The 23,864-nt window shown below is 36.9% G+C and carries 20 protein-coding genes, 5 pseudogenes and 1 other annotated feature; of the genes and pseudogenes, 18 read left to right on the top strand and 7 right to left on the bottom strand.

The window, feature by feature from the left end; all coding sequences use genetic code 11:
- Nucleotides 1-5: 5 nt before the first annotated feature.
- The 3 genes from yihA (at nucleotide 6) to mmuM (ending at nucleotide 3,234) form a co-directional block, all read left to right on the top strand.
- Nucleotides 6-599, top strand: coding sequence for a ribosome biogenesis GTP-binding protein YihA/YsxC (gene yihA / locus SMA_RS05810; protein WP_014294684.1), 594 nt, complete (start codon nucleotides 6-8; stop codon nucleotides 597-599).
- Nucleotides 600-897: 298 nt separating this feature from the next.
- On the top strand, nucleotides 898-2,274 hold the full coding sequence (locus SMA_RS05805) for an amino acid permease (RefSeq protein WP_014294683.1): 1,377 nt from the start codon (nucleotides 898-900) through the stop codon (nucleotides 2,272-2,274).
- A gap of 12 nt (nucleotides 2,275-2,286) precedes the next feature.
- On the top strand, nucleotides 2,287-3,234 hold the full coding sequence (gene mmuM, locus SMA_RS05800) for a homocysteine S-methyltransferase (RefSeq protein WP_014294682.1): 948 nt from the start codon (nucleotides 2,287-2,289) through the stop codon (nucleotides 3,232-3,234).
- A 43-nt stretch (nucleotides 3,235-3,277) separates the two neighbouring features.
- On the opposite strand, the pseudogene SMA_RS05795 reads toward mmuM, so the two are convergent.
- The 4 genes and pseudogenes from SMA_RS05795 to SMA_RS11015 all read right to left on the bottom strand — a co-directional run.
- Nucleotides 3,278-3,945: pseudogene (locus tag SMA_RS05795) on the bottom strand (DUF1275 family protein).
- Between the two features lie 108 nt (nucleotides 3,946-4,053).
- Nucleotides 4,054-4,701, bottom strand: a pseudogene (locus tag SMA_RS05790) (endonuclease III domain-containing protein).
- Between the two features lie 107 nt (nucleotides 4,702-4,808).
- The gene (locus tag SMA_RS05785; RefSeq protein WP_014294679.1) at nucleotides 4,809-6,917 is read right to left on the bottom strand and encodes an ATP-dependent Clp protease ATP-binding subunit; all 2,109 of its coding nucleotides are present in this window, start codon (nucleotides 6,915-6,917) and stop codon (nucleotides 4,809-4,811) included.
- A gap of 448 nt (nucleotides 6,918-7,365) precedes the next feature.
- A pseudogene (locus SMA_RS11015) lies at nucleotides 7,366-7,788 on the bottom strand (helix-turn-helix domain-containing protein); the annotation flags it as partial.
- Between the two features lie 148 nt (nucleotides 7,789-7,936).
- Nucleotides 7,937-8,072, top strand: a sequence feature (ribosomal protein L10 leader region).
- Between the two features lie 28 nt (nucleotides 8,073-8,100).
- On the opposite strand from SMA_RS11015, the gene rplJ reads away from it, so the two are divergent.
- The 8 genes and pseudogenes from rplJ to SMA_RS05750 all read left to right on the top strand — a co-directional run.
- Nucleotides 8,101-8,604, top strand: a complete 504-nt coding sequence (gene rplJ / locus SMA_RS05780; RefSeq protein WP_014294677.1) for a 50S ribosomal protein L10 — start codon at nucleotides 8,101-8,103, stop codon at nucleotides 8,602-8,604.
- 79 nt (nucleotides 8,605-8,683) lie between these two features.
- Nucleotides 8,684-9,049, top strand: coding sequence for a 50S ribosomal protein L7/L12 (gene rplL, locus SMA_RS05775; protein WP_014294676.1), 366 nt, complete (start codon nucleotides 8,684-8,686; stop codon nucleotides 9,047-9,049).
- A gap of 276 nt (nucleotides 9,050-9,325) precedes the next feature.
- On the top strand, nucleotides 9,326-12,934 hold the full coding sequence (locus tag SMA_RS05770) for a type IIG restriction enzyme/methyltransferase (RefSeq protein ID WP_014294675.1): 3,609 nt from the start codon (nucleotides 9,326-9,328) through the stop codon (nucleotides 12,932-12,934).
- Nucleotides 12,935-13,148: 214 nt separating this feature from the next.
- Nucleotides 13,149-13,427 (top strand): annotated as a pseudogene (locus SMA_RS05765) (Rep family protein); the annotation flags it as partial.
- A gap of 3 nt (nucleotides 13,428-13,430) precedes the next feature.
- Nucleotides 13,431-13,691 carry a DUF3173 family protein gene (locus SMA_RS05760; RefSeq protein WP_014294673.1) on the top strand — a complete coding sequence of 87 codons (261 nt, stop codon included), beginning with the start codon at nucleotides 13,431-13,433 and terminating at the stop codon, nucleotides 13,689-13,691.
- Nucleotides 13,681-14,862, top strand: a complete 1,182-nt coding sequence (locus tag SMA_RS05755; protein WP_014294672.1) for a tyrosine-type recombinase/integrase — start codon at nucleotides 13,681-13,683, stop codon at nucleotides 14,860-14,862. The genes SMA_RS05760 and SMA_RS05755 overlap by 11 nt, the downstream gene beginning before the upstream one ends.
- Before the next feature lie 326 nt (nucleotides 14,863-15,188).
- Entirely contained in the window at nucleotides 15,189-15,362 is a 174-nt protein-coding gene (locus SMA_RS11585; protein WP_014294671.1) for a hypothetical protein, read from the top strand.
- Nucleotides 15,359-15,885: pseudogene (locus SMA_RS05750) on the top strand (replication initiator protein A); the annotation flags it as partial. The gene SMA_RS11585 and the pseudogene SMA_RS05750, both read left to right, overlap by 4 nt.
- 129 nt (nucleotides 15,886-16,014) lie before the next feature.
- Here the strand turns inward: SMA_RS05750 and SMA_RS12080 are convergent.
- Genes SMA_RS12080 through SMA_RS05740 form a run of 3 tightly spaced genes read right to left on the bottom strand, consistent with a single transcriptional unit; the run spans nucleotide 16,015 to nucleotide 17,498 of the window.
- Nucleotides 16,015-16,269, bottom strand: a complete 255-nt coding sequence (locus SMA_RS12080) for an HAD hydrolase-like protein (protein WP_318248505.1) — start codon at nucleotides 16,267-16,269, stop codon at nucleotides 16,015-16,017.
- A gap of 32 nt (nucleotides 16,270-16,301) precedes the next feature.
- Nucleotides 16,302-16,685 (bottom strand): HAD family hydrolase, encoded by a 384-nt coding sequence (locus SMA_RS12075; protein ID WP_265653206.1) that lies wholly within the window; start codon nucleotides 16,683-16,685, stop codon nucleotides 16,302-16,304.
- Between the two features lie 51 nt (nucleotides 16,686-16,736).
- Entirely contained in the window at nucleotides 16,737-17,498 is a 762-nt protein-coding gene (locus SMA_RS05740) for a DeoR/GlpR family DNA-binding transcription regulator (RefSeq protein WP_014294668.1), read from the bottom strand.
- A 180-nt stretch (nucleotides 17,499-17,678) separates the two neighbouring features.
- On the opposite strand from SMA_RS05740, the gene SMA_RS05735 reads away from it, so the two are divergent.
- The 7 genes from SMA_RS05735 (at nucleotide 17,679) to SMA_RS05705 (ending at nucleotide 23,819) form a co-directional block, all read left to right on the top strand.
- A complete protein-coding gene (locus SMA_RS05735) occupies nucleotides 17,679-18,629 on the top strand; it encodes an ROK family glucokinase (protein ID WP_014294667.1) in 951 nt (316 codons plus the stop codon).
- A gap of 243 nt (nucleotides 18,630-18,872) precedes the next feature.
- A complete protein-coding gene (gene lacA, locus SMA_RS05730) occupies nucleotides 18,873-19,298 on the top strand; it encodes a galactose-6-phosphate isomerase subunit LacA (protein ID WP_014294666.1) in 426 nt (141 codons plus the stop codon).
- 33 nt (nucleotides 19,299-19,331) lie between these two features.
- Entirely contained in the window at nucleotides 19,332-19,847 is a 516-nt protein-coding gene (lacB, locus tag SMA_RS05725) for a galactose-6-phosphate isomerase subunit LacB (RefSeq protein ID WP_014294665.1), read from the top strand.
- A gap of 11 nt (nucleotides 19,848-19,858) precedes the next feature.
- Entirely contained in the window at nucleotides 19,859-20,791 is a 933-nt protein-coding gene (lacC, locus tag SMA_RS05720; RefSeq protein WP_014294664.1) for a tagatose-6-phosphate kinase, read from the top strand.
- A gap of 2 nt (nucleotides 20,792-20,793) precedes the next feature.
- Complete coding sequence (gene lacD, locus SMA_RS05715) at nucleotides 20,794-21,774, top strand: tagatose-bisphosphate aldolase (RefSeq protein WP_007209213.1); 981 nt, start codon at nucleotides 20,794-20,796, stop codon at nucleotides 21,772-21,774.
- Nucleotides 21,775-21,801: 27 nt separating this feature from the next.
- Entirely contained in the window at nucleotides 21,802-22,119 is a 318-nt protein-coding gene (locus SMA_RS05710; RefSeq protein WP_014294663.1) for a PTS lactose/cellobiose transporter subunit IIA, read from the top strand.
- Nucleotides 22,119-23,819, top strand: coding sequence for a lactose-specific PTS transporter subunit EIIC (locus SMA_RS05705; protein WP_014294662.1), 1,701 nt, complete (start codon nucleotides 22,119-22,121; stop codon nucleotides 23,817-23,819). Before SMA_RS05710 ends, SMA_RS05705 begins: the two co-directional genes overlap by 1 nt.
- Nucleotides 23,820-23,864 lie beyond the last annotated feature (45 nt).

Below are 23,864 nucleotides of genomic sequence, written 5' to 3'. Positions count from 1 at the left end.
TGACGATGACTGAGTATTTAAATACCCAAAACGCTTCGCTTCTGTTGAGCGCAGCCAATAAATCCCATTATCCGCAAGATGATTTACCAGAAATTGCGCTTGCTGGGCGTTCAAATGTTGGAAAGTCGAGCTTTATCAATACCCTTTTAGGGCGTAAAAATCTAGCTCGTACATCTAGTAAGCCAGGAAAAACACAATTGCTTAATTTCTATAATATTGATGATAAATTGCGCTTTGTTGATGTGCCTGGTTATGGCTATGCCAAAGTTTCTAAATCAGAACGCGCCAAATGGGGCAAGATGATTGAAGAATACTTGGTAAGTCGTGATAATTTGCGTGCCGTTGTCAGCTTGGTTGATTTTCGTCATGACCCAAGTGCTGATGACGTTCAAATGTACGACTTCCTAAAATATTATGAAATTCCTGTTATTGTTGTTGCCACAAAAGCTGACAAGATTCCTCGTGGTAAATGGAACAAGCATGAATCAGCAATGAAAAAGAAATTAAACTTTGATAATTCAGATAAATTTATTATCTTTTCATCCGTTGACCGCACAGGTTTAGAAGAATCTTGGGATAGTATTTTAGATAAATTGTGATAAAAGGCTGGGTCTCCAGTCTTTTTTGTTTGTTCTATGTGGATGCAAATTTGTATGCGTATGGGAAATTTTAAGTTCTCTAAAGTTGACAATCATTGCTTTTATATTTTTTGACAGAGACCTTCAACAATCCAGATTGTATTGAGTCTTGGAATTATAATGACACAAGCAAAGAAGCTGAACACTTTTGTTTCAGTTTTTTGTTATAGTTTTTAACTAATAAATTGATAGATAATGACTATTATCATTTTTCAAAATCTTGTGCTATCATAAACGTATTAAAAATTGAGAGGGTTATATGGAAAATCATAATTTTGAAAACGAAGGTCAGTTTCAGCGAAAAATGACCAGTCGTCATTTATTTATGTTGTCACTTGGCGGTGTGATAGGTACAGGTTTGTTTTTAAGTTCGGGCTATACTATCGCTCAAGCTGGACCGTTGGGAGCTGTTTTTTCTTATCTAGTGGGAGCAGTGGTTGTTTATCTCGTCATGTTATCTTTGGGTGAATTAGCTGTTGCTATGCCAGTTACAGGTTCGTTTCACACTTATGCCACAAGATTTATTAGCTCTGGGACAGGTTTTACAGTTGCTTGGCTATACTGGATTTGTTGGACGGTTGCGCTAGGGACAGAATTCCTCGGTGCGGCTATGCTAATGGGACGCTGGTTTCCAAACGTACCAACGTGGTTTTTTGCGACTTTATTTGCGGTGATTATTTTTGCGATTAACGCTCTAAGCGTGCGCAGTTTTGCTGAAGCAGAATCTTTCTTCGCCTCAATCAAGGTAATTGCGATTATTATTTTCATTATTTTGGGGCTGGGAGCGATGCTTGGTTTAGTCTCATTTGACGGAGAACATAAAGCAATTCTTTTTACGAATTTAACGGCAAACGGTGCTTTTCCAAAGGGAATTACAGCTGTTATTTCTGTCATGTTGGCGGTTAATTATGCCTTTTCTGGGACAGAGCTAATCGGTATTGCAGCTGGTGAAACAGACAATCCAAAAGAAGCTGTGCCTAAGGCAATCAAAACAACGATTGGTCGTCTAGTGATTTTCTTTGTTTTGACAATCGTGGTTCTCGCTTCGCTATTACCAATGAAGGAAGCTGGGGTTTCGACAGCGCCATTTGTTGATGTATTTGATAAAATGGGAATTCCTTTTGCTGCAGATATTATGAATTTTGTCATTTTAACAGCGATTTTATCGGCGGGAAATTCAGGACTTTATGCTTCTAGCCGTATGCTTTGGTCTTTGGCAAACGAAGGAATGTTGTCAAAAAAGGTCGTCAAAATCAATGAACACGGTGTCCCAATGCGTGCTCTTATGTTGTCGATGGCGGGTGCGGTCTTGTCACTATTTTCAAGTATTTATGCGGCAGATACGGTTTATCTTGCCTTGGTATCGATTGCAGGTTTTGCGGTTGTGGTTGTTTGGTTATCCATTCCAATGGCACAAATTAATTTTCGCAAGGCATTTTTGAAAGAACATTCTCTTGATGAATTGTCTTATCAAACGCCTTTTACACCAGTTTTGCCTTATATTACCATTATTCTTTTGGTGATTTCGATTATCGGAATTGTTTGGGATGCTTCGCAGCGTGCAGGCTTGTATTTTGGGATTCCATTTGTCATTTTGTGTTATGTTTACCATTATTTGCGTTATAAGAAGTGGTAGAAGGGATTTACTATGGGAACATTTAAAGAATTGCTAGCCAGTCAAGATTATGTGATTTTAGACGGTGCTTTGGGAACTGAGCTTGAGAAGCGTGGTTATGACGTTTCGGGCAAACTTTGGTCTGCTAAATATTTATTAGAAAATCCAAGCGTTATCCAAGATTTGCATGATGTGTATTTACGTTCTGGTGCTGATATTTTAACAACTTCTAGTTATCAAGCGACTGTTCAAGGGTTAGAGGATTTTGGTTTATCTGAAAAAGAAGCGTTGGATATTATTTCTTTGACAGTGACTTTAGCTAGAGAAGCACGAGATAATTTTTGGAATGGTTTATCTGATGAGGCAAAGAAAAAACGCCCTTATCCCTTGATTTCTGGGGATGTCGGACCTTATGCAGCTTACTTAGCTGACGGCTCTGAATATAATGGCAATTATCAGCAGACGCAAGAAGAATATCAGGTATTTCACCGCCCACGCATTCAAGCTTTACTGTCTGCTGGAAGTGATTTTTTAGGAATTGAAACGATTCCTAATGTTGCTGAAGCTAAAGCTTTGCTTGATTTATTGGCGACAGAATTTCCACAAACAGAAGCCTACATTTCTTTTACGGCACAGGATGATAAACATATTTCGGACGGAACGCCGATTGAAGAAGTAGCGGATCTGTGTGAACAAAGCCCGCAAATTTTGGCTTTTGGCATCAATTGCAGTAGCCCTGCCGTTATTTCTGGCTTGTTAAAACGGATTCGAACGGTTTCGCCCAAGCCTTTGGTGACCTATCCAAATTCTGGCGAGATTTACGATGGTGCAACACAAACTTGGAAATCCATACCAGATAATTCACACACTCTTCTTGAAAATAGCAGAGCTTGGCACCAATTAGGCGCAAAAATAGTCGGCGGTTGCTGTCGTACAAGCCCAAAAGATATCGCATGTCTAGCCCAAGCCTTTCGAGAATAATAACATAACAAAAGGTCAAGATAATTTCCTGACCTTTTTAATATCAAATATTACAAGCTTGCAAGCGATAGCGGACAAAGACACTTAATAATGGTAGATAATGCAAGCGAGATTTAGCGTTACTATCCAGATAGTTTTTTCATGTGTAAAATGATATAAAATAGCTGTTGTGATAGCGCCGATGACAGAACTAATAACAACAAGGGAGTAATTGATAGCTTGGCGCTTCATAGCACACGTTTTTTCATCAGCATTAAAATACTGATGCCAAGCTGTTATCATTTTACGGTAATTCCCAGACGTCATCAGAATAGAATAAGAGTGTGATTCAATCTGACTACCTGAAAATGTCAAGGTTAATAGCTCAGTTGCTAGTGCCAGCAAGACAACCCAAAGTAAACGAATATATGGCAATAGTGGTAAAATCATTGTGACAATCAACAACAGTAGCAGAGCATAAACTCTCCAAAAGGCTGTTTTGGCATTGGCACGCACATGCAAACCAAACATGAAACCAATCGAGAAGAAAAGAACAGAAAACAAGCGAATCAGCGTTCGCTGCAATGGACTATGACTAATATCGGCGATTAGAAAAAGAATATTACCAGTCTGAGTTGCGACCAAGGTGTCGAATTGTATTTGACAATAGACATCTAAAGCGCCTCCCAAAAAGCCAAGTAAAATAGCTTCAAAGCGACTGTTTTGGGGCATATATTCTAATTCGTTCACATCATTTTCTTCTTTCTACAATAAGCTCAATACTTTTATTGTAGCACTCTCTCAAATAGCTAACTAGCTCATTTTTAGAAAAAAAGACACTTATTTCAAAATCAACTGGTCGCCTGCCAGAAAACTTTTCTGAAAGTCCTCGACAGGATGAAAATATTGTTTGCCAAATTCATCAATTAATCCGTGGAATTCTTGTGCATCCGCAAAGGTAAATGGTTGCGGAAGTTCTGCAAGCAACATTGCTAAGCTGTTATAGTCAGTTAAATCATTAATTCCTAATTGTGTAAATAATGTACGAGCGTATCTATCAGCGATAAATTGCGGTTGGTCAAAGATATAAGCCATGCGAACATCAGCAGTTTCTGGTCCAACACCGTGCAAAGACAATAAGACTTTTCGCAGTGAGCTACCATATTGTTGAACAATTTTTGTAGGATTTTCCTCATGCGCCAAATACCAACTAGCCACTTCTTGAATAGCCTTGCTTTTATTTTTCATAAAACCAGCAGGGCGGACAAGTTCTTCTAAGTTTTCTTTAGGCATACTCACCAGAACTTGCAAATCATATTTGCTAGCTTCTCTGATAAGTTATGACGCCCTAGTAGCATTTAATTCAGTCGTGTTTTAAATGAGAATAGCCTCAATGATAATTTGTTGCTTGGAATCAGCAGGCTACCAATTCGTTGCTCCCATATGTGTTAGCATTTTTTGATAAGGATTATAAAGTGTGAGTTGTATATCATTATCCTTTGTAAACTTTTTTAGTTATTCTATTTTATCAAAATACCATAGAAAAAGCCCAACTTCTATGAGTTGAGCTTATTAGGAGTGTTTCAAAATAGTAATTATTTTTCGCCGATGACTAGTTTTCCGTCAACCATGTCAGCTTTAAGGTGTTTAACATCTGGGTGATCGAGGTAGAAATCAGTGATTTTATCGCGGATTTCTCGTTCAACGACACGGCGGAGTGGTCGAGCGCCCATAGCTTCATCATAACCTTCTTCGATAAGGTGTTGTTTAGCAGCATCACTAACCACCAAATCAATGCCTTTCTTGGCAATGGTCTTGTTAACTTCGTCAAGCATTAAGTCAACAATGTGTTTCAAATCTTCTTTAGTCAAGTGAGAGAATTCGATAATACCGTCGAAACGGTTAAGAAATTCTGGGCGGAAGTATGGAGCGATACGATCCATAATTTTCTTATCTTTATCATCTTGACCAGTCAAAGCTTCGTTGCCGAATCCAGCATTAGAGGTAGCAATGATGATGGTATTCTTAAAGTTAATCGTATTACCTTGACCGTCTGTCAAACGACCATCATCTAAAACTTGGAGAAGAAGTGTGATGACTTGAGGGTCAGCTTTTTCAATTTCATCAAGAAGAACAATTGAGTATGGGTTACGACGAATACGTTCAGTAAGCGTGTTGCTATTGTCGTCGTAGCCAACATAACCAGCGGTTGTACCGATTAATTTAGAAACGGCTGTGCGATCAGAGTATTCAGACATGTCAAGGCGGATAATAGCATCTTTTGAGCCGAACATATCAAGGGCTAATTGTTTAGCAAGCTCTGTCTTACCAACACCGGTAGGACCGACAAAGAGGAAACTACCAATTGGTCGATTACCTTCATCAAAACCAGCACGGTTACGACGAATGGCACGTGCGACGACTTCAACAGCCTCATCTTGTCCGATGACTTTACTTTTCAAACGGCTAGCTAAATCTTTCAAGCGTTCAATATCACTTGCTCCCATATTTGACACAGGAATACCAGTTAATCGTTCAACAGATTCTGCCACATCATTAACGGTAGCTGTAACTTTTTGCCCTTCCGTATGGTTGTCAATTTGTTTTTGCAATTCTTCGATACGAGCCTTGGCCTTGAGAGCTGCTTCGTAATCTTCATTAGCTACAGCATTTTCTTGTTTTTCTTTTTGCTCTGCAATTTCCTTTTCAAGAGATTTGACATCAGTTACAGGATGTTGAGCAGCCAAATGAGCAGCAGTCATATCAATCAAGTCAATAGCTTTATCTGGTAAACTACGTTGTGGGATATATTGAATTGAAAGATCAACAGCGGCTTTTAACACATCATCAGGGAGAATAACGTTGTGGTGTTTTTCATATAAATCACGAATTCCCATTAAAATATTAAAGGTATCTTGAGCAGAAGGAGCATTTACTTTGACTTCGTTGAAACGGCGAGCAAGCGCAGCATTCTTCAAAATAGTATTACGATATTCATCTTGAGTTGTTGCACCGATAACGGTCAATTCGCCACGAGAAAGTGCAGGTTTGAGAATGTCAGCTAAACCTTTCGAACCAGAGTCGCCACCAGTTGACCCTGCGCCTAAAACTTGGTGGATTTCATCAAAGAAGAGAATGATATTACCAGCGTCTTTAACTTCTTTGATAAGGTTTTGGATATTTTCTTCAAAAGCACCACGATATTGTGTGCCAGCTTCAAGACCAGAAATATCAATAGAAATAATTTCTTTATTTTTGATAGCTGCTGGCACATCACCATTGACAATAGCTTGCGCTAATCCTTCGACAACGGCTGTTTTACCAACACCTGCATCCCCCACAAGGACAGCATTGTTTTTGGTACGACGTGACAAGACTTCAGCAGTTTCTTGGATTTCTTTGTTACGTCCAATAACAGGGTCGAGTTCGTTAGCGCGTGCGCGTTCGGTCAAGTTTGTTCCTAATTTTGCCAAGATGCCATCTTCTTTAGGAGCAGAAGTAGGCGCCCCTTCTTGGTATTCCGCGTTTCCAGGGAGCTTACCTGTTTGGCGATATTGTGCAAATTCTTCAGGAGTAACTTCGCGCCCATTAATCAAATAGCGTCTGTTTTCTGAATTGTAGCCGCCCATGTTAGCCATAAGTCTATTAAAAATGTCATCCATATCTCCAAAAGGATCTCTTCCGTAAAAATTATTATTTGCCATAAATATTACCTCTTTTCAATCATATTTTTAAAATGATACTATTGTACGATTGAGTACCTGGAAGTTTAAATCTCTTTACTCTTTACAAATCGTAGTAGAGAGGTCGTATTTAAAGAGATTTCTTAATTGTTCCTATCAATCATCCTCCGATACTATAATATACTATTTTTTAGCAAAAGTCAAATATTTATATGCAAAAAATCTGATTTTTTTAAAAAGAAAGCGTTTTATACAAAACTAAACCGATACTATAATCTGTTTTTGAACTTTCCTATCTTTAAAGGATATTTAAAAACATGAAAAGAAATGAAAAAAAGAACATTGTCAAGTCAAGTGCAACAAGTTCTTGAATAGGCTAGAATTCCATTGTTAGGTTGTTTGGGCTAGCCCAAACAGAAATTTTGCAGTCTTTTAATGATGAAGTCGTCTAGGTCTCTCGTTGATAGCTTCGATATAATGTCTTCGTTGAAGGAATGGTTTCTGTTGGCTGTTCCTCTTTGTATTCGTGAACAAACGTATCTACACTATGTCGGCGAACATTGGATTTAACAGCCTTATCTAGTTTTTCAAAGAAAGTCGGAGAGCACTGCTCCAATTTCAGGTAGGTACTCTTTTTCCGATTTTCTTCATAGATACGTTGACCACTGTCAGCGAAATAGGTTTGATAATAAATTTGTTTTCCATTTTTATTTTGGACTTGTGTTACTGTGCCACGCTTAATCTCACGGGTAATTGTCGAACGATTTCACCCTAATAGACGGGCAATCTCAGCAGGCTTTTTCCCCATCTTCAAATAGGCACTAATTTCACCTCGCTCAGAGCGCGATAAGTGAGAATAACGAGACTTTTTGGTAGAATGAGTTTGGGACATGTTCATCGCCTTTCTATACTGAGCTGGGGAATTCTAGTATATCAGACGAACATGCCTTTTTTGTTGCACTTCATTTTACAACGCGGCAAAATAAAATATTTTATAAAAAGTGTTGACACAAGGAGAAATGTTAGATATAATAATTAAGGTTTCGTAATGAAACTGACCTAAGACAGCAGGGGAGCCGTGCTCATAATATTCCTGCCGAGGCACAAAACGTAATGATGAAATAACGTATTTGTACTTTCGTGTCTAGGTTTAGGTGCGAATTTTTTTGTACCTAGCCCAAAAATAATAACGGAGGTAAAACTAATGAGTGAAGCAATTATTGCTAAAAAAGCTGAACAAGTTGATGCTGTTGCTGAAAAAATGAAAGCTGCTGCATCTATCGTTGTTGTTGATTCACGCGGTCTTACAGTTGAACAAGATACAGTTCTTCGCCGTACTCTTCGTGAAAACGGTGTTGAATTTAAAGTTATCAAAAATTCAATTTTGACTCGTGCAGCTGAAAAAGCAGGTATTGACGAAATGAAAGATCTTTTCGTTGGACCATCTGCAGTAGCCTTCTCTAACGAAGATGTTATTGCACCAGCAAAAATTCTTAGTGACTTTGCTAAAGATGCTGAAGCACTTGAAATCAAAGGTGGAGCAATCGAAGGCTCTGTATCTTCAAAAGAAGAAATCGCTGCCCTTGCATCATTGCCAAACCGCGAAGGACTTCTATCTATGCTCCTTTCTGTACTTCAAGCACCAGTTCGCAACGTTGCATACGCTGTCAAGGCTGTGGCAGAAGCAAAAGACGAAGACGTGGCTTAATTCTAAGCTCTCTTTAACAAGTAGCCTAGTGTTACTATAAAAATTAATTAAATTAAAAACATATTTGGAGGAAATAACAATGGCATTGAACATTGAAAACATTATTGCTGAAATTAAAGAAGCTTCAATCCTTGAATTGAACGACCTTGTAAAAGCTATCGAAGAAGAATTTGGTGTAACTGCAGCTGCTCCTGTAGCTGTAGCTGCAGCTGGTGCTGAAACTGCTGCTGCTAAAGATTCATTTGACGTTGAATTGACAGCTGCTGGTGACAAAAAAGTTGGCGTTATCAAAGTTGTTCGTGAAATCACAGGCGAAGGTCTTAAAGAAGCTAAAGCTATCGTTGACAACGCACCATCAGTTATCAAAGAAGGTGCTTCAGAAGCAGAGGCTAACGAAATCAAAGAAAAACTTGAAGCAGCTGGAGCTTCAGTTACTCTTAAATAATAGAGTATCGCAATTTGATTGCGGAAGCCTAGTAAATCAAGGTTTTAGAATTGCTTAGAGCGATAAAAAATCGGGAGAATGTTATTATTCCCCACCAAAACCCCACCAAGATTTAATCTTGGTGGGGTTTTATTTATGGTATAATATGTATATATATCGCTAAGGGTACCCTTAGTCTATTGCTTACACAATAGACTAAGGGTACCCTTAGTCTATTGCTTACACAATAGACTAATACTATCAGCTCTTAGATTAATCTGTTTAGGAGTCTATTTCATGGCAATAAAGGGAATTACATTAAAAGAGAGTATGAATCGCTCTGTTCAAGCAATTATGCCACTTGATGAAGAAAAAGAGGTGTTTAATCAAAAATTGGTTAGTTATTTGACTCATTTAAAAGACAAAGAGGATGAGTCAGAGGAATACCAGAAAAATCTTCTCAAGGGATTTTTAGAAAGTGTATTGCCTTATAATTTTATAAATACTTCTAGTAGAATAGACCTTGCTATCTATAATGGTAAAGACGCAAATTCGTCACTAGGTATTCTTTTTGAATGCAAGAGTTTGACTAACAAGTCTGAAATGATGTCAACGGAAAAAATCAATTCCAAAGCACTTCAAGAAGTTGTTTATTATTACCTACAAGAACGCCTATTTAATAAAAACTTAGAAATCAAAAAGTGTATTATCACAAATGGCCTATCTTGGTTTGTGATAGAGACTAAAGAATTTGAAAAACATTTTTTCAAAAATAAAAAGCTAGTTGACCTCGTGACAAAGTTTAGAAATAATCAACTTTCTAGCAATAAAACAGATTTCCTTTATAGTGAGGTTATTGCACCAGAAATTGACAAAGCAATTGAAAAGGGAATCGTTATTGCTCACTTTGACCTTAGTCAAGCTCTAGTTAAGACCAGTAAGTCTATTGAAATCAAGAAAAATAATCTGACTCAGCTTTATCGATTCTTCACAGCAGAGAATCTTCTCAATAAAGAGATTTTTACTGATTCAAACAAGCTTAATAAGAATTTCTATGATGAATTGCTTTATTTGATGGGGCTAGAAGAAACGAAGTCAGGGACTTCAAAAATTATTTCACGTTTGAAACCTGCTAAACGCCAACGGTATTCTTTTGTTGAGAATATCATTGATAAATTGGAGATGAAAGATGTTCCAAAAGAAAAGCAGGAAGACATTGCTATTCAACTAACAGTTGTCTGGACAAATAGAATTCTATTTTTGAAACTGTTAGAATCTCAGCTGGTGTTGTTCAACAAAGATGAATCTTATAGGTTCTTGACCTATGAAAAACTGCCTAACTTTGAGGAGATTTATAGCTTATTCTTTGCTGTACTTGCTAAGAAAGTATCGGAAAGAAATGTTCGAGTGCAAGAAAAGTTCGGTTATGTCCCTTATCTGAACTCATCACTGTTTGAAGAAACAGAATTAGAAATTTCTAGAGATGGGATTGGTATTGATAGATTACCAGAGGGAGATATTGAAATTTTCTCCAAAACAGCTCTTAAAGGCGTAGATAAAAAGCGTAAAAAAGGGAACATCAATTTTATTGAATATCTCTTTGAGTTTTTGGATTCTTATGACTTCTCGACCTCCATCAGCCACCATGAGAAATCTAAGAATGACCTTATCAATGCGTCAGTTCTGGGATTAATTTTTGAGAAAATCAACGGCTACCGTGACGGCTCTTTTTATACGCCAGGCAATATTACCATGTATATGTCACGTAAAGCGATTCGTACAGCAGCAGTGGACAAAGTTAATGAGGCACTCGACTGGCAGTGTGAAACAATCGAAGATATAAAGTTTAATATACGTAATGCTCAGATTGCTAAAAAGGTATCAGATGCGATTGACAGTTTGAAGGTTTGTGACCCAGCGGTTGGTTCCGGTCACTTCCTCGTATCAGTCCTGAATGAAATTATTGCTCTTAAAAGTGATTTAAATGTCTTGTTTGACGCTGATGGCAACTATATTGGAAACCTGATTCAATGTTATGTTATCAATGATGAGCTAGTCATTCAAGATATGTCTGGAAATAATTTTTTGTATCAGACAGGTAATCAGCAGTCAGAACAAATTCAAAAGGCAATTTTCAACCAGAAGAGACATATTCTGGAAAATTCGCTCTTTGCAGTGGATATTAACCCAAGTTCGGTCAATATTTGCCGTTTGCGTCTCTGGATTGAACTCTTGAAGTCTTCTTATTACTATCAGGATACTGATACCAACCAACCTGTTTTGACGACTTTGCCAAATATTGATATCAATATTAAAGTAGGCGATAGTCTCTTACATAAGTTTGGATTTGACTATGAATTTGATATGAGAAAAACAGATTTCAAGGACTATCTATCTCTAGTTAAAGACTATAAGGAGACGAATAATAAACGAGTTAAAGCAGAAATCTGGGAGAAAATCGAAAGGCTCAAACATTCCTTTGATGACACAGCTTCAAGCCCTGAATTAAAGAAATTATCTCGGCTCATATCTGAACGAAATAAGGCTGGTGCCATTAGCTTATTTGAGGAAGAAAATAAAAACTCTAAAGAAGTAGCGGAATTAAATAAGCAACTAGCAAAAGCTGAAAAGGAATTGGAATACAGACTGAAAAATCCACTATTCGCTAAAGGTATGGAATGGCGAATGGAATTTCCTGAGATTTTGGGAGAAGCTGGCGAATTTATCGGCTTTGACCTTGTAATTGGGAATCCGCCTTATATCTTTGCTCGTAATCAGTCCTTTACAGATGAGATGAAAGCCTACTATTCAAGGACTTATCAAGTAAGTGAATACCAAGCCAATACCTATACTATATTCATGGAATTGGCTTATCAACTCTTGCGTAAAGGCGGGACATTCTCCTATATCATTCCAAATAATTTTCTGACCATTCAGACCAATTCAAGAGTTCGTCAGTTTATCACGGAGCAGACGAGTGATGTTGTTCTGATCAATTCTCTGGATAAGATTTTTGCGGATGCTAGCGTGGATAACTGTATCATTTTCTTCAAGAAGAATGCGCCAAACTGGATTGAAGTAGCAGAATTGTATCATGGAGAATATAGTACTATCGGACGAGTTGCGCCAGATTTCTTTGGAGAAATCCCTACCTTTTCAATCTCGATGGTCAAGTATCGTCAGGCGATTGACATCTTCTGGAAAGTCAACAATTTTCCAATACTAGGACGACCAGAAATTTCGACTGTAAAAGCAGGAATTATGGCTTATGAGACTGGAAAAGGTAAACCCAAAATGACCGCTCAAGATAAAGATAATCGCATTTATCACGCAAGAGAAAAGTTAGATGATTCTTATCGTCCCTATCTTGATGGCGAGAATGTGTCACGCTATAAACTGACTTGGAATGGTGAATATGTCAAGTATGGTGAAAATTTAGCTGCTATGCGTGACCCTAAGTTATTTGAAAAGCCACGAATTTTAGTTCGTCAAATTCCAAGTAAAATAGAATATAGTATAGAAGCGGTTTATGTTGACAGTGATGTTATTAATGACAGAAACTCAATGGTTATTACAGATATTCAGGTTAATCCGTTTTATCTTTTGGGTATTTTAAACTCTCGCTTAATCTCTCTTTGGTTTTTCATGAAGTTTGATAAATTCCAACGTCGCCTATTCCCACAGTTCAAAGTTAATGAATTAGGAGATTTCCCAATTCCAGATGCTACTGATTCCCAGCAAGAAGACATAGCACAAGTCGTTGAGCAACTGATGGAGGAGATGAAAAAAGATTCTCCTGACACTGAAAAAGTCAATCAGCTTAATCTAGCGATAGACGACTTGGTTATGGACTTGTTTGAATTGACAGAAGAGGAAAAGCAGACAGTTAGAGAGTTTGAGGTATAGAAAGTAGGTATAAATGGCAAAAAGTTTAAAAAGTCAATTACGAGGTATTGAGAGAAATTTGGTTAGAGAAACGAATAAAATGGTGAAGAGTGCTAATAAGAAGATAACATCAGGAATTATTTTGACAAATACTTGTAGGAACATGAAACATAAAGTATTTTCTATCTCTGCATCATTTCCAAATATTAATTCTGGTTTACTTTTTCCGAAATATTTTTTTATTCATGCGGAGAATCCAGATAAAACACTCTATGATATAAATGATATTGAATCGGGTTGCGGATTTGAATTAGACAAATTTCTCACTAGCAATAACCATGATAAATTTTTATCTCTGATAATTGATATTATCGAAGAACACAATTTCACTGAGTTTAATAATCTGGTTAGGTATGCGAGAACTGAAAATCCTCAACTGCTTAACTTGATAATGGATAAAACCTATTTCTTTGCTAAATATCTGGATTCAAGAAGATATGCAAGGAGGGAATAAATCTTGACAAGGACAATAAATCATAAACGATTAATGGAGCTTGGTTTTCCAAAGCATACAGCAAGGAATATCATTCATCAAGCTAAATCGATTGCAGTGGCAAAGTTTGAAGAAACTAGCAATTCTTTGGATAATGTGCTAGAATTAAGAAAATCGCCCTTTGACAATTCAAGACTTGACCTTGCCCCTACTTATATCGTAGAAGAATTACTAGGCTTTGAGTTACCTTTTGATAAAGAAAGGAACTTAAAGAATGGCAACTAAAAAATATCGTGGAGTATCGCGAGATAAACAAGGCAAAATTTATTATCAAACAGAGTTTAAAGCAAATGACTTAACTGGTAAGCGACAACGAAAGAAAAGCTATAAAGACCAGTTTGGAAATCCATTCAGGAGTGAAAAACAGGCTTATAATGAATTGTGCCGAGTAAGAGCAGAGTTTCAAATCTCCCAAAATAGGAACGGAGATTACATGACCTTTGCTGAATATATGGAAGAAATTTATCTACCTTATTATAGGCAAACAGTTCAAGCGGTTACCTATAAGACGGCACTTACTCATCATAAAATGTTTGTAGAAATTTTTGGTCACAAGAAATTATCATCTATAACGATTAGAGAGTGCGAGCAATTTAGAATCTATCTGATTGATAAATACTCCCCTAACTATGCTAAAGGTGTTTGGATTCGATTTAAGCAATGTCTGGGCTATGCTGAACGCCTTCAAATTATAGATGAGTTTCCTTGTAAATCGCTTGATAACCCTAAGGGTTCACGACCAGATACAAAATTTTGGACACTGGATGACTTTAGAAAAGTTATTGCAACCTTTGACCTATCGGACTACGAGGAACTACATAGATTTACTGCAATTTGGCTATATTTCTTTACTGGACTTAGAGTATCTGAGGGGTTAAGTTTGATTTGGTCTGATATTGATTTTGAAAGAAAGTTGCTTCATGTTCAAAGTACACTTGAGTATGAGGGAAATGGCATTTTCACACGGAAAAATCAGACCAAAACAGAGGCAGGGCTTAGATGGATTGAGCTTGATGATGAAACGGTAGAAGTACTACAACAATGGAGAATCGTACAGGTAGAAAACAATGATAATGATTACGTTCTAGCACGATTTGGAAAACCATTAAGTAAATGTACTTTGAGCCGTATTCTCAAAAGGCATGCTAAAAAAGCAGGAGTAGAAGTAATTACTGGAAAAGGGTTACGACATTCTCACGACAGTTTTTTGATAAACGTACTGGGAAAAGATGTTCTGTATGTTTCTAAACGTTCCGGACGAGTTGACAAGGCAACTACATTGAATACCTATTCTCATCTGTATGAAAGTCAAAAAGCTAGTGGTGGAAGAGAGATAACCCAAGCACTACATAAGTTTGGAGTATCATCAAACCCCACCAAAACCCCACTAAACTAGATAAGAGCAAGACAAACCTGATTATATCAGCGTTTATAGGCATTGTGTAACTGTTACTCTTAAATAAGAAGCACATAGCAATTTGAGAGCGGAAGCCCGATTTACCAGTCTTTTATAGCTTATAGCGATTTAAAGAAACTGATAATTTGATTTGGTTTCCTGCCAAAAATCCTGCCAAAAAATCTTTGGCAGGATTTTTGTTTTTATATAAATAAACTGTGCAAAGTTGCTATTTCTTAAACATTCTTATTACTAGGAATATATTTTTATGTGAGCGAGAACATTTTAATGAGTGTTCTCGCTTTTTTAGTTTCAGGAGGAAAATCATGCAGAAGAATGAACAGTCATCACGACAAATTGTGATGTGTCATCTCATGGCTATAATGAGAATTGATATTGAGAAAGCAAAGAGGATTGTTGTTGAAATGGAAGAGGATGGCTTAATCCAGTTTGATGACATGGGGAATGTTGGTCTGTTAGTGTTGGAGGGACAATCATGAAACGTATTACCGCAAATCACTATCAAACGTCAGAGCGTTATTATAAGCTCCCTAAACTCTTATTTGACAGCGAACGCTACAAGGACATGAAACTTGAGGTTAAGGTTGCTTATGCTGTTCTAAAAGACCGTTTAGAGTTGTCTTTGAGTAAAGGTTGGATAGATGAAGACGGGGCTATTTATTTGGTCTATTCCAACTCCAAACTCATGGCACTACTTGGCTGTTCCAAGTCAAAATTACTGACTATTAAGAAAACCTCACGAGAGTATGGCTTGATAGATGAAGTCCAACAGTCTTCCAGTGAAAAAGGACGAATGGCAATAAAATTTATTTGGGGGAGTTGGAACATGAGCCTACCCCAGTCTCAAATTCAAACGGGGGTAGTGTTCAAAAAAACTAGGGGGTGTCAAAATCAGCCACTAGTGAGACTGAAGTTAGTGAGACTGAAGTTAGTGAGATTGATGTTAGTGAAATTAAAGAGAGTGAGTCAGTTATTGAGGACGAGGAGGAGAAAGAAAGTCTAATAGGAAGTTGGAAATATTTGTCAAGATTCTCAATACTAATAAACAGACAGAAAACGAATTTTAAGGAGATATTTCCCTAGAATAAACAAAACCAGTCTATTGACTGGTCAAAAAATATTATATTGAAGTTAAAGTAATCGGTAGACTAGTTCTTTTAAGTCTTTAGCAGTTTGAACTTCATGAATTTTAGTATCAATAGGTAGTTTGCGTTTCCTGTAATTAAACCAAATGGATTTCCAACCAGCATTTAAGCTTCCTTCAATATCATTTTTAAAGTTATCACTAATATAAAGTGTTTGATTGGGGAGAAAATTGAAATTCTTAGAAGCGAGATCAAAAATTTCAATTTGAGGTTTTTGGAAACCTGTTGCTTTGCTAATGATAATTTTCTCTTTATCAAAGTATTTTAGAACGTCTAATTGTGATAATTTTGTTTAACTGGACCATTTGTTATGATTCCAATAGGAATCTTTTTTACAGAACAGTATTCAAGAATCTCTTTTAATTCAGGAAACAAGCTAATTGAACTGAGTTCTTTTTCGTATGTTTTTTGGAAAGAGAGTGCTAAATCATCAGAAATACTAAAAAATCCAAATTCACTTATTATCTGTTTACAACGAAAAATACGTAGTTCTTCAATTGAAATTTGCTTATTAGTGTATTTTGGAAAAGCAATATCAGACCAATACCTGAATCGTTTATAGATAAGTTCAATTTCAGAAATATCAAGTTCAGGAAAACATTGCAAGTTCAGGAAAACATTGTATGATACTATTTTTGAATGGTAAAAGATGATCATACAAGGTATCATCAAGATCAAAAACGATATTTTTATAAGTCATAAGTTAGTTTAATTAGCTTGAATAATAGTTGTTAGTTGGCCAAATTCATTTAATTGGTCTTGGGATATTTGATTATCGGTGATAATGGTATCAATTTGTTCTAGAGTATAGAAATTAAAGAAATCATAACGATTGAATTTGGTACTATCAACCAATAAGATTTTTTCAACAGAATTGTCTAGTGCTAATTGTTGAATTTCTCCTTCAACATCACTGTATGTTGCGATAGTGTTATCTGATACGGCGTTAGCACTTACAAATGCTTTAGAAAAACGTAAGGTTTTTAAGTTGGTTGTAGCCATTGAACCAACGAAAGCACCTGTAATTTCTCTGTACTCTCCGCCAATCAATAATAAGTCAACAGTTTTACTCTTATTCAATATAAGGAAAACAGGAAGACTATTTGTAATTACACGAATATTACGAGTCTTTAACTCAACTGCTAGATGTTCTAGAGTTGTTCCAGGACCAATAAAAATGGTTTCACCATCTTTAATGATTGAATTGGCTTTTTGTGCAATAAGTTTCTTCTCTTTAGTTTGAAGTACCTTTTTTTCAATATGAGTTTTTTCGTGCGGTTCTTCATCTTTATAGAGTCGTTGTGCTCCTCCATGTATACGAGTCAGGAATCCTGCTTCAGCAAGTTCATCTAAATCTCTTCTTGCAGTCATATCAGAGATATTTAGCTCTTTCATCATATCTTTGACAGTAATAACACCGTCAATATTTAACATATCTAAGATACGTTCGTGCCTTTCTTTCTTTATCATAACTATATTTCCTTTCTGTACTTATAAAATAACTATCTGTTAGTATTTTATCATAACAAAAAGATAAAAACAAACAAAATAGAACACAATAAACACAAAAACAGTTGACAATATAACAAAAAATGATTATATTATATGTTTGTAAACGTCATTGAAAGTGTAACAGAGGAGGAATAAGTTATGACGAAAAAAATAATAGGCGTTGATTTAGGTGGAACATCAGTAAAATTAGCCATTTTAGATGTTTTAGGAAATATAGAATATCAATGGTCAATCCCAACAGATATAAGTGATAATGGCAAAAATATTGTATCTGACATTATCAGGTCCATTCAAGAATATCTATTAGAAAATAGCTTATCTTTAGGCGATATTAAGGGCATAGGCATGGGAAGTCCTGGCAAGATTGATTTTGAGAAAGGAACAGTAACAGGAGCTTATAACTTAGGGTGGTCGAAAGAACAAAACATCAGAGAACAATTTGAAGAAGCATTTGGTCGTCCTTTTTATATAGATAATGATGCTAATGTTGCTGCACTTGGTGAACGATGGAAGGGGGCCGGAGATAACGCACCTGATGTTATTTTTGTAACACTTGGAACAGGTGTAGGTGGAGGAATTATTGCTCAAGGTCAATTACTTCATGGTGTCAATGGAAGTGCTGGTGAGATTGGTCATATGGTTGTTGATGAAGATGGATTTTCATGTACTTGTGGAAACATTGGGTGTTTGGAGACCGTTGCTAGCACCACAGGGATTGTCAATATTGCAAAAAGCTTTGCTAGTCAATTTGATGAAACAAGTGAATTAAGGAGGTTAATTTTAGAACATCAAGTAACTGCAAAGGATGTTTTTGATTACGCTAAGAAAAACGATTCTCTTGGCCAAAAAATTGTATGGCAATTTGCCAATTATTTAGGTAAATCATTGAGTCAATTGGCTAATGCACTTAATCCCAATTATAATGTTATTGGTGGTGGTGTTTCTGCTGCAGGAGAATTTCTTTTAGATAAAGTAAAAGAAGAGTTTGATAAATTTGCTTTTCCAACAGTTAGAAATTCTACTAAACTGGCTTTGGCTACTTTAGGGAATGATGCTGGAGTGATTGGAGCTGCAAGCCTAGTTTTATAATAGTTATACCAACAAATATTAAGTTTGTTGGTGTTTTTTTTTTTTTTTTGCAAAACAAACAAAATAAACACTGTCGGTTTTAAAATAAAAAAAAAAAAAAACATAAAGTTGTTGACTTTTGTTTTTAATGGTGATATTATAATGGTGTAGAAATAATGAAAGCGTTATTTCAAACAGTTTTGCAAAAAAATATCGTCGATGTAGCTACATTCAATTATTTTCTAAAGTAACAGGAGAAAGAAAATGGCAGTAATTATTGGTGCTGATAAAGCAGGTACAGAACTTAAAGAGACAGTTAAATCATACTTGATTGAACTTGGTAAAGAAGTTGTTGATGTTAGTAAAGAGGGTCAAGACTTCGTTGATGTAACTTTAGCAGTAGCTAAAGAAGTAACATCAAATGAAGAGAATTTAGGAATAGTGATTGATGCTTATGGTGTTGGTCCCTTTATGGTTGCAACAAAAATTAAAGGAATGATTGCTGCGGAAGTTTCTGACGAACGTTCCGCTTATATGACACGTGCACATAATAATGCGCGTATCATTACAGTTGGTTCTGAAATTGTTGGTCCTGGTGTTGCTAAAAATATCGCTAAAGGATTTGTTGAGGGAGACTATGATGGAGGCCGCCACCAAATCCGTGTTGATATGTTGAATAAAATGTGTTAAGAATTCGAAAGTTAGATTTAGAGGAGAAAACAAATGAAAATTGCTGTAGGCTGTGACCATATTGTAACAGACGATAAAATTGCTGTCGTAGATTATTTGAAAACACAAGGTTATGAGGTAATTGACTGCGGAACTTACGATCACATTCGCACACACTACCCAATTTTTGGTAAAAAAGTTGGTGAGGCAGTTGCGAGTGGTGAGGCAGACCTTGGTGTATGTATTTGTGGGACTGGTGTTGGAATTAACAATGCTGTTAATAAAGTTCCTGGTATTCGCTCTGCTCTTGTTCGTGATATGACATCAGCTATCTACGCCAAAGAAGAATTGAATGCCAATGTAATTGGTTTTGGTGGTAAAATCACTGGTGGTTTATTGATGACAGATATTATTGAAGCATTTATCCATGCAGAATATAAACCAACAGAAGAAAATAAAAAATTGATTGAAAAAATTCAACATGTTGAAACGCACAATCAAGGACACGCGGATCCACACTTCTTTGATGAATTCCTAGAAAAATGGGATCGTGGTGAATATCACGACTAAGGGGTAAGGTTATGATTCTGACAATAACAATGAATCCGTCAGTTGACATTTCTTATCCGCTTGAACACTTCAAATTAGATACCGTGAACCGTGTTGCTAAAACGCATAAAACTCCTGGTGGAAAGGGCTTGAATGTTACTCGAGTTCTTTCCCAACTGGGAGATGATGTGATTGCAAGTGGTTTGTTAGGCGGTAAAATTGGAGAATTCATAGAGAGTGAACTAGATAAGTCAAGTGTGAAACACTCCTTTTATAAGATTGCTGGAGAAACGAGAAACTGTATTGCCATTTTGCATGATGGACATCAAACAGAGATTCTTGAACAAGGTCCAACGATTAGTGAAGAAGAAGCAACAGGATTCTTAAGCTATTTTGAAAAGTTGGTTCCAGATTTAGAGATTGTAGCCATCTCAGGTAGTCTTCCTAAAGGTCTCAATACAAACTTTTATTCTTGTATGATAGGAATTTGTAATAAATATAATATTCCGGTTGTATTAGATTGCTCAGGAATCGCACTATTGAGCGTATTGGATGGAGACAATAAACCGACAGTTATTAAACCAAATACTGAGGAACTTTCTCAGCTAGTTGGCATTGAAGTAACAGATGATATTGGTAGTTTGAAATCAGTTCTTGAAAATTCTCTTTTTGATGGGATTGAATGGGTGGTTGTCTCACTTGGTTCAAAAGGAGCCTTTGCAAAACATCATGATGTTTTTTATAAGGTATCTATTCCCAAAATTGAAGTGGTCAATCCTGTTGGGTCTGGCGATTCAACTGTTGCAGGGATTACGTCAGCTTTAGTTCACGGTGAGGATGATAAAGACTTATTGAAAAAAGCGAATGTACTTGGTATGTTGAATGCTCAAGAAGCACTAACAGGCTATGTCAATCTTAATAATTACGATAGTTTATTTAATCAGATAGAAGTAACAGAGGTATAAAAATGGTACTTACAGAACAGAAACGCAAATCTTTGGAAAAAATTTCAGATAAAAACGGTGTTATCTCAGCTTTGGCATTTGACCAACGTGGTGCTTTGAAACGTTTGATGGCACAGTATCAAGATACAGAACCAACTGTAGCTCAAATGGAAGAACTAAAGGTTTTGGTTGCTGATGAACTTACAAAATACGCTTCTTCAATGTTGCTTGACCCTGAATATGGACTTCCAGCAACAAAAGCATTGGATAAAGAAGCAGGTCTTCTTCTTGCCTATGAAAAAACAGGTTATGATACATCAAGTACAAAACGTTTGCCTGACTGCTTGGATGTTTGGTCTGCAAAACGTATCAAAGAGCAAGGCGCTGATGCCGTTAAGTTCTTACTTTACTATGATGTAGACAGCTCAGATGAACTTAACCAACAAAAACAAGCTTATATTGAACGTGTTGGTTCTGAATGTGTCGGTGAAGATATTCCTTTCTTCTTGGAAATCCTTGCTTATGATGAAGAAATCTCAGATGCAGGTTCTGTCGAATATGCAAAAGTGAAACCTCGCAAAGTCATTGAAGCGATGAAAGTTTTCTCTGATCCACGCTTTAACATTGATGTTCTTAAAGTAGAAGTACCAGTTAACGTTAAATATGTCGAAGGTTTTGCTGATGGTGAAGTGGTTTACAGTAAAGCTGAAGCTGCTGACTTCTTTAAAGCACAAGAAGAAGCGACTAACCTTCCATACATCTACCTAAGTGCAGGTGTATCTGCTAAATTGTTCCAAGAAACATTGCAGTTTGCTCACGACTCAGGTGCCAAGTTTAATGGTGTGCTTTGTGGACGTGCTACTTGGGCAGGATCTGTAGAACCTTACATCAAAGAAGGTGAAAAAGCAGCACGTGAATGGTTGCGTACTACTGGATTCGAAAATATTGATGAACTTAACAAAGTTCTTGTTAAAACAGCTAGTCCATGGACTGATAAAGTATAGTAAAAACATAAAACGGAGGATATTGTTATGAACAGAGAAGAGATGACTCTCTTAGGGTTTGAAATTGTTGCTTATGCTGGAGATGCTCGCTCTAAACTTTTAGAAGCGCTTAAAGCGGCTGAAAATGGTGATTTTGCTAAGGCAGATAGTCTTGTAGTAGAAGCAGGAAGCTGTATTGCAGAGGCTCACAATTCTCAGACAGCTATGTTGGCTCGAGAAGCTTCTGGGGAGGAACTTCCATACAGCGTTACCATGATGCATGGTCAGGACCACTTAATGACTGCTATCTTATTAAAAGATGTGATTCCTCACCTCATCGAACTTTATAAAAGGGGAGCAAAATAATGCATAAACTCATTGAACTTATTGAGAAAGGGAAACCGTTCTTTGAAAAAATCTCTCGAAACATCTATCTTCGTGCTATTCGTGATGGATTTATCGCTGGTATGCCAGTCATCCTTTTCTCATCTATCTTTATCCTTATTGCCTATGTCCCAAATGCTTGGGGATTCCACTGGTCAAAAGACATTGAGACCTTCTTGATGACTCCTTATAGCTATTCGATGGGTATCCTAGCATTCTTTGTTGGTGGTACTACCGCTAAAGCTTTGACGGACTCAATGAACCGTGACCTACCTGCGACCAATCAGATTAACTTCTTATCTACGATGCTAGCATCTATGGTAGGGTTCCTTTTGATGGCAGCTGAGCCTGCAAAAGAAGGAGGCTTCTTGACAGCCTTCATGGGAACAAAAGGTCTTTTGACAGCATTTATTGCAGCCTTTGTGACAGTTAATGTTTACAAGGTCTGTGTGAAAAATAATGTTACTATTCGTATGCCTGAAGAGGTTCCACCAAATATCTCTCAAGTATTTAAAGACTTGATTCCATTCACTGTATCGGTTATTCTCCTTTATGGACTTGAACTCATTGTTAAGGGAACTCTTGGTGTAACCGTTGCAGAATCAATCGGTACCCTTCTTGCTCCTCTCTTCTCAGCTGCAGATGGTTACCTTGGAATTACATTTATCTTTGGTGCTTATGCCTTCTTCTGGTTTGTTGGTATCCACGGTCCTTCAATTGTCGAACCAGCAATCGCTGCTATCACTTATGCCAATATCGATACCAACTTGCATCTTATCCAAGCTGGACAACATGCAGATAAAGTTATCACTTCTGGTACTCAAATGTTTATTGTTACCATGGGTGGAACAGGAGCTACATTGATTGTTCCATTCTTGTTCATGTGGGTTTGTAAATCAGAACGTAACCGTGCCATCGGACGTGCCTCAGTTGTTCCAACATTCTTTGGGGTCAATGAACCAATTCTCTTCGGGGCTCCAATTGTATTGAACCCAACCTTCTTCATTCCATTTATCTTTGCTCCAATCGCAAACGTCTGGATCTTCAAATTCTTTGTTGATACCTTGGGAATGAACTCATTCTCCGCTAACCTTCCATGGGTAACACCTGCTCCTCTCGGAATTGTCCTTGGTACAAACTTCCAAGTTCTTTCCTTCATCCTTGCTGCGCTATTAGTAGTAGTTGACGTGATCATTTACTACCCATTCGTGAAGGTTTATGATGAACAAATTCTTGAAGAAGAACGTTCTGGTAAATCAAACGATAGCTTGAAAGAAAAAGTTGCTGCAAACTTTAACACTGCAAAAGCAGATGCTATTCTTGAAAAAGCTGGTGTTGAAGGTGAACCAGTTCAAAACAATATCACAAAAGAAACTAACGTATTGGTTCTTTGTGCCGGTGGTGGAACTAGTGGACTTCTTGCCAACGCTTTGAATAAAGCTGCTGCAGAATACAATGTTCCTGTGAAGGCTGCTGCTGGTAGTTACGGTGCTCACCGTGAAATGTTGCCAGAATTTGACCTTGTTATTCTTGCTCCTCAAGTAGCTTCAAACTATGAAGATATGAAGGCTGAAACAGATAAACTTGGAATCAAATTGGCTAAGACTGAAGGAGCTCAATACATCAAGTTGACTCGTGATGGTAAAGGCGCTCTTGCATTCGTTCAAGAACAATTTCAATAATAAATACATTTACTGTTGATTAAAGTGAGATGGAGAAGGATTGCT

The sequence above is a fragment of the Streptococcus macedonicus ACA-DC 198 genome (assembly GCA_000283635.1).
GTDB classification, from domain to species: Bacteria; Bacillota; Bacilli; order Lactobacillales; family Streptococcaceae; genus Streptococcus; species Streptococcus macedonicus.
Note: the sequence above shows the minus strand (reverse complement) of the source record. Positions and strands in the feature narration are given on the sequence as shown.

What these genes read in the sequence shown, in the direction of transcription:
- SMA_RS11585 (WP_014294671.1), top strand. Translation starts at nt 15,189, where the DNA reads ATGCAGAAGAATGAACAGTCATCACGACAAATTGTGATGTGTCATCTC.
- lacC (WP_014294664.1), top strand. Translation starts at nt 19,859, where the DNA reads ATGATTCTGACAATAACAATGAATCCGTCAGTTGACATTTCTTATCCG.
- rplJ (WP_014294677.1), top strand. Translation starts at nt 8,101, where the DNA reads ATGAGTGAAGCAATTATTGCTAAAAAAGCTGAACAAGTTGATGCTGTT.
- lacD (WP_007209213.1), top strand. Translation starts at nt 20,794, where the DNA reads ATGGTACTTACAGAACAGAAACGCAAATCTTTGGAAAAAATTTCAGAT.
- mmuM (WP_014294682.1), top strand. Translation starts at nt 2,287, where the DNA reads ATGGGAACATTTAAAGAATTGCTAGCCAGTCAAGATTATGTGATTTTA.
- SMA_RS05705 (WP_014294662.1), top strand. Translation starts at nt 22,119, where the DNA reads ATGCATAAACTCATTGAACTTATTGAGAAAGGGAAACCGTTCTTTGAA.
- SMA_RS05755 (WP_014294672.1), top strand. Translation starts at nt 13,681, where the DNA reads ATGGCAACTAAAAAATATCGTGGAGTATCGCGAGATAAACAAGGCAAA.
- yihA (WP_014294684.1), top strand. Translation starts at nt 6, where the DNA reads ATGACTGAGTATTTAAATACCCAAAACGCTTCGCTTCTGTTGAGCGCA.
- SMA_RS05710 (WP_014294663.1), top strand. Translation starts at nt 21,802, where the DNA reads ATGAACAGAGAAGAGATGACTCTCTTAGGGTTTGAAATTGTTGCTTAT.
- SMA_RS05740 (WP_014294668.1), bottom strand. Translation starts at nt 17,498, where the DNA reads ATGATAAAGAAAGAAAGGCACGAACGTATCTTAGATATGTTAAATATT.
- SMA_RS05735 (WP_014294667.1), top strand. Translation starts at nt 17,679, where the DNA reads ATGACGAAAAAAATAATAGGCGTTGATTTAGGTGGAACATCAGTAAAA.
- SMA_RS12075 (WP_265653206.1), bottom strand. Translation starts at nt 16,685, where the DNA reads ATGATCATCTTTTACCATTCAAAAATAGTATCATACAATGTTTTCCTG.
- lacA (WP_014294666.1), top strand. Translation starts at nt 18,873, where the DNA reads ATGGCAGTAATTATTGGTGCTGATAAAGCAGGTACAGAACTTAAAGAG.
- SMA_RS05785 (WP_014294679.1), bottom strand. Translation starts at nt 6,917, where the DNA reads ATGGCAAATAATAATTTTTACGGAAGAGATCCTTTTGGAGATATGGAT.
- SMA_RS05770 (WP_014294675.1), top strand. Translation starts at nt 9,326, where the DNA reads ATGGCAATAAAGGGAATTACATTAAAAGAGAGTATGAATCGCTCTGTT.
- rplL (WP_014294676.1), top strand. Translation starts at nt 8,684, where the DNA reads ATGGCATTGAACATTGAAAACATTATTGCTGAAATTAAAGAAGCTTCA.
- lacB (WP_014294665.1), top strand. Translation starts at nt 19,332, where the DNA reads ATGAAAATTGCTGTAGGCTGTGACCATATTGTAACAGACGATAAAATT.
- SMA_RS05805 (WP_014294683.1), top strand. Translation starts at nt 898, where the DNA reads ATGGAAAATCATAATTTTGAAAACGAAGGTCAGTTTCAGCGAAAAATG.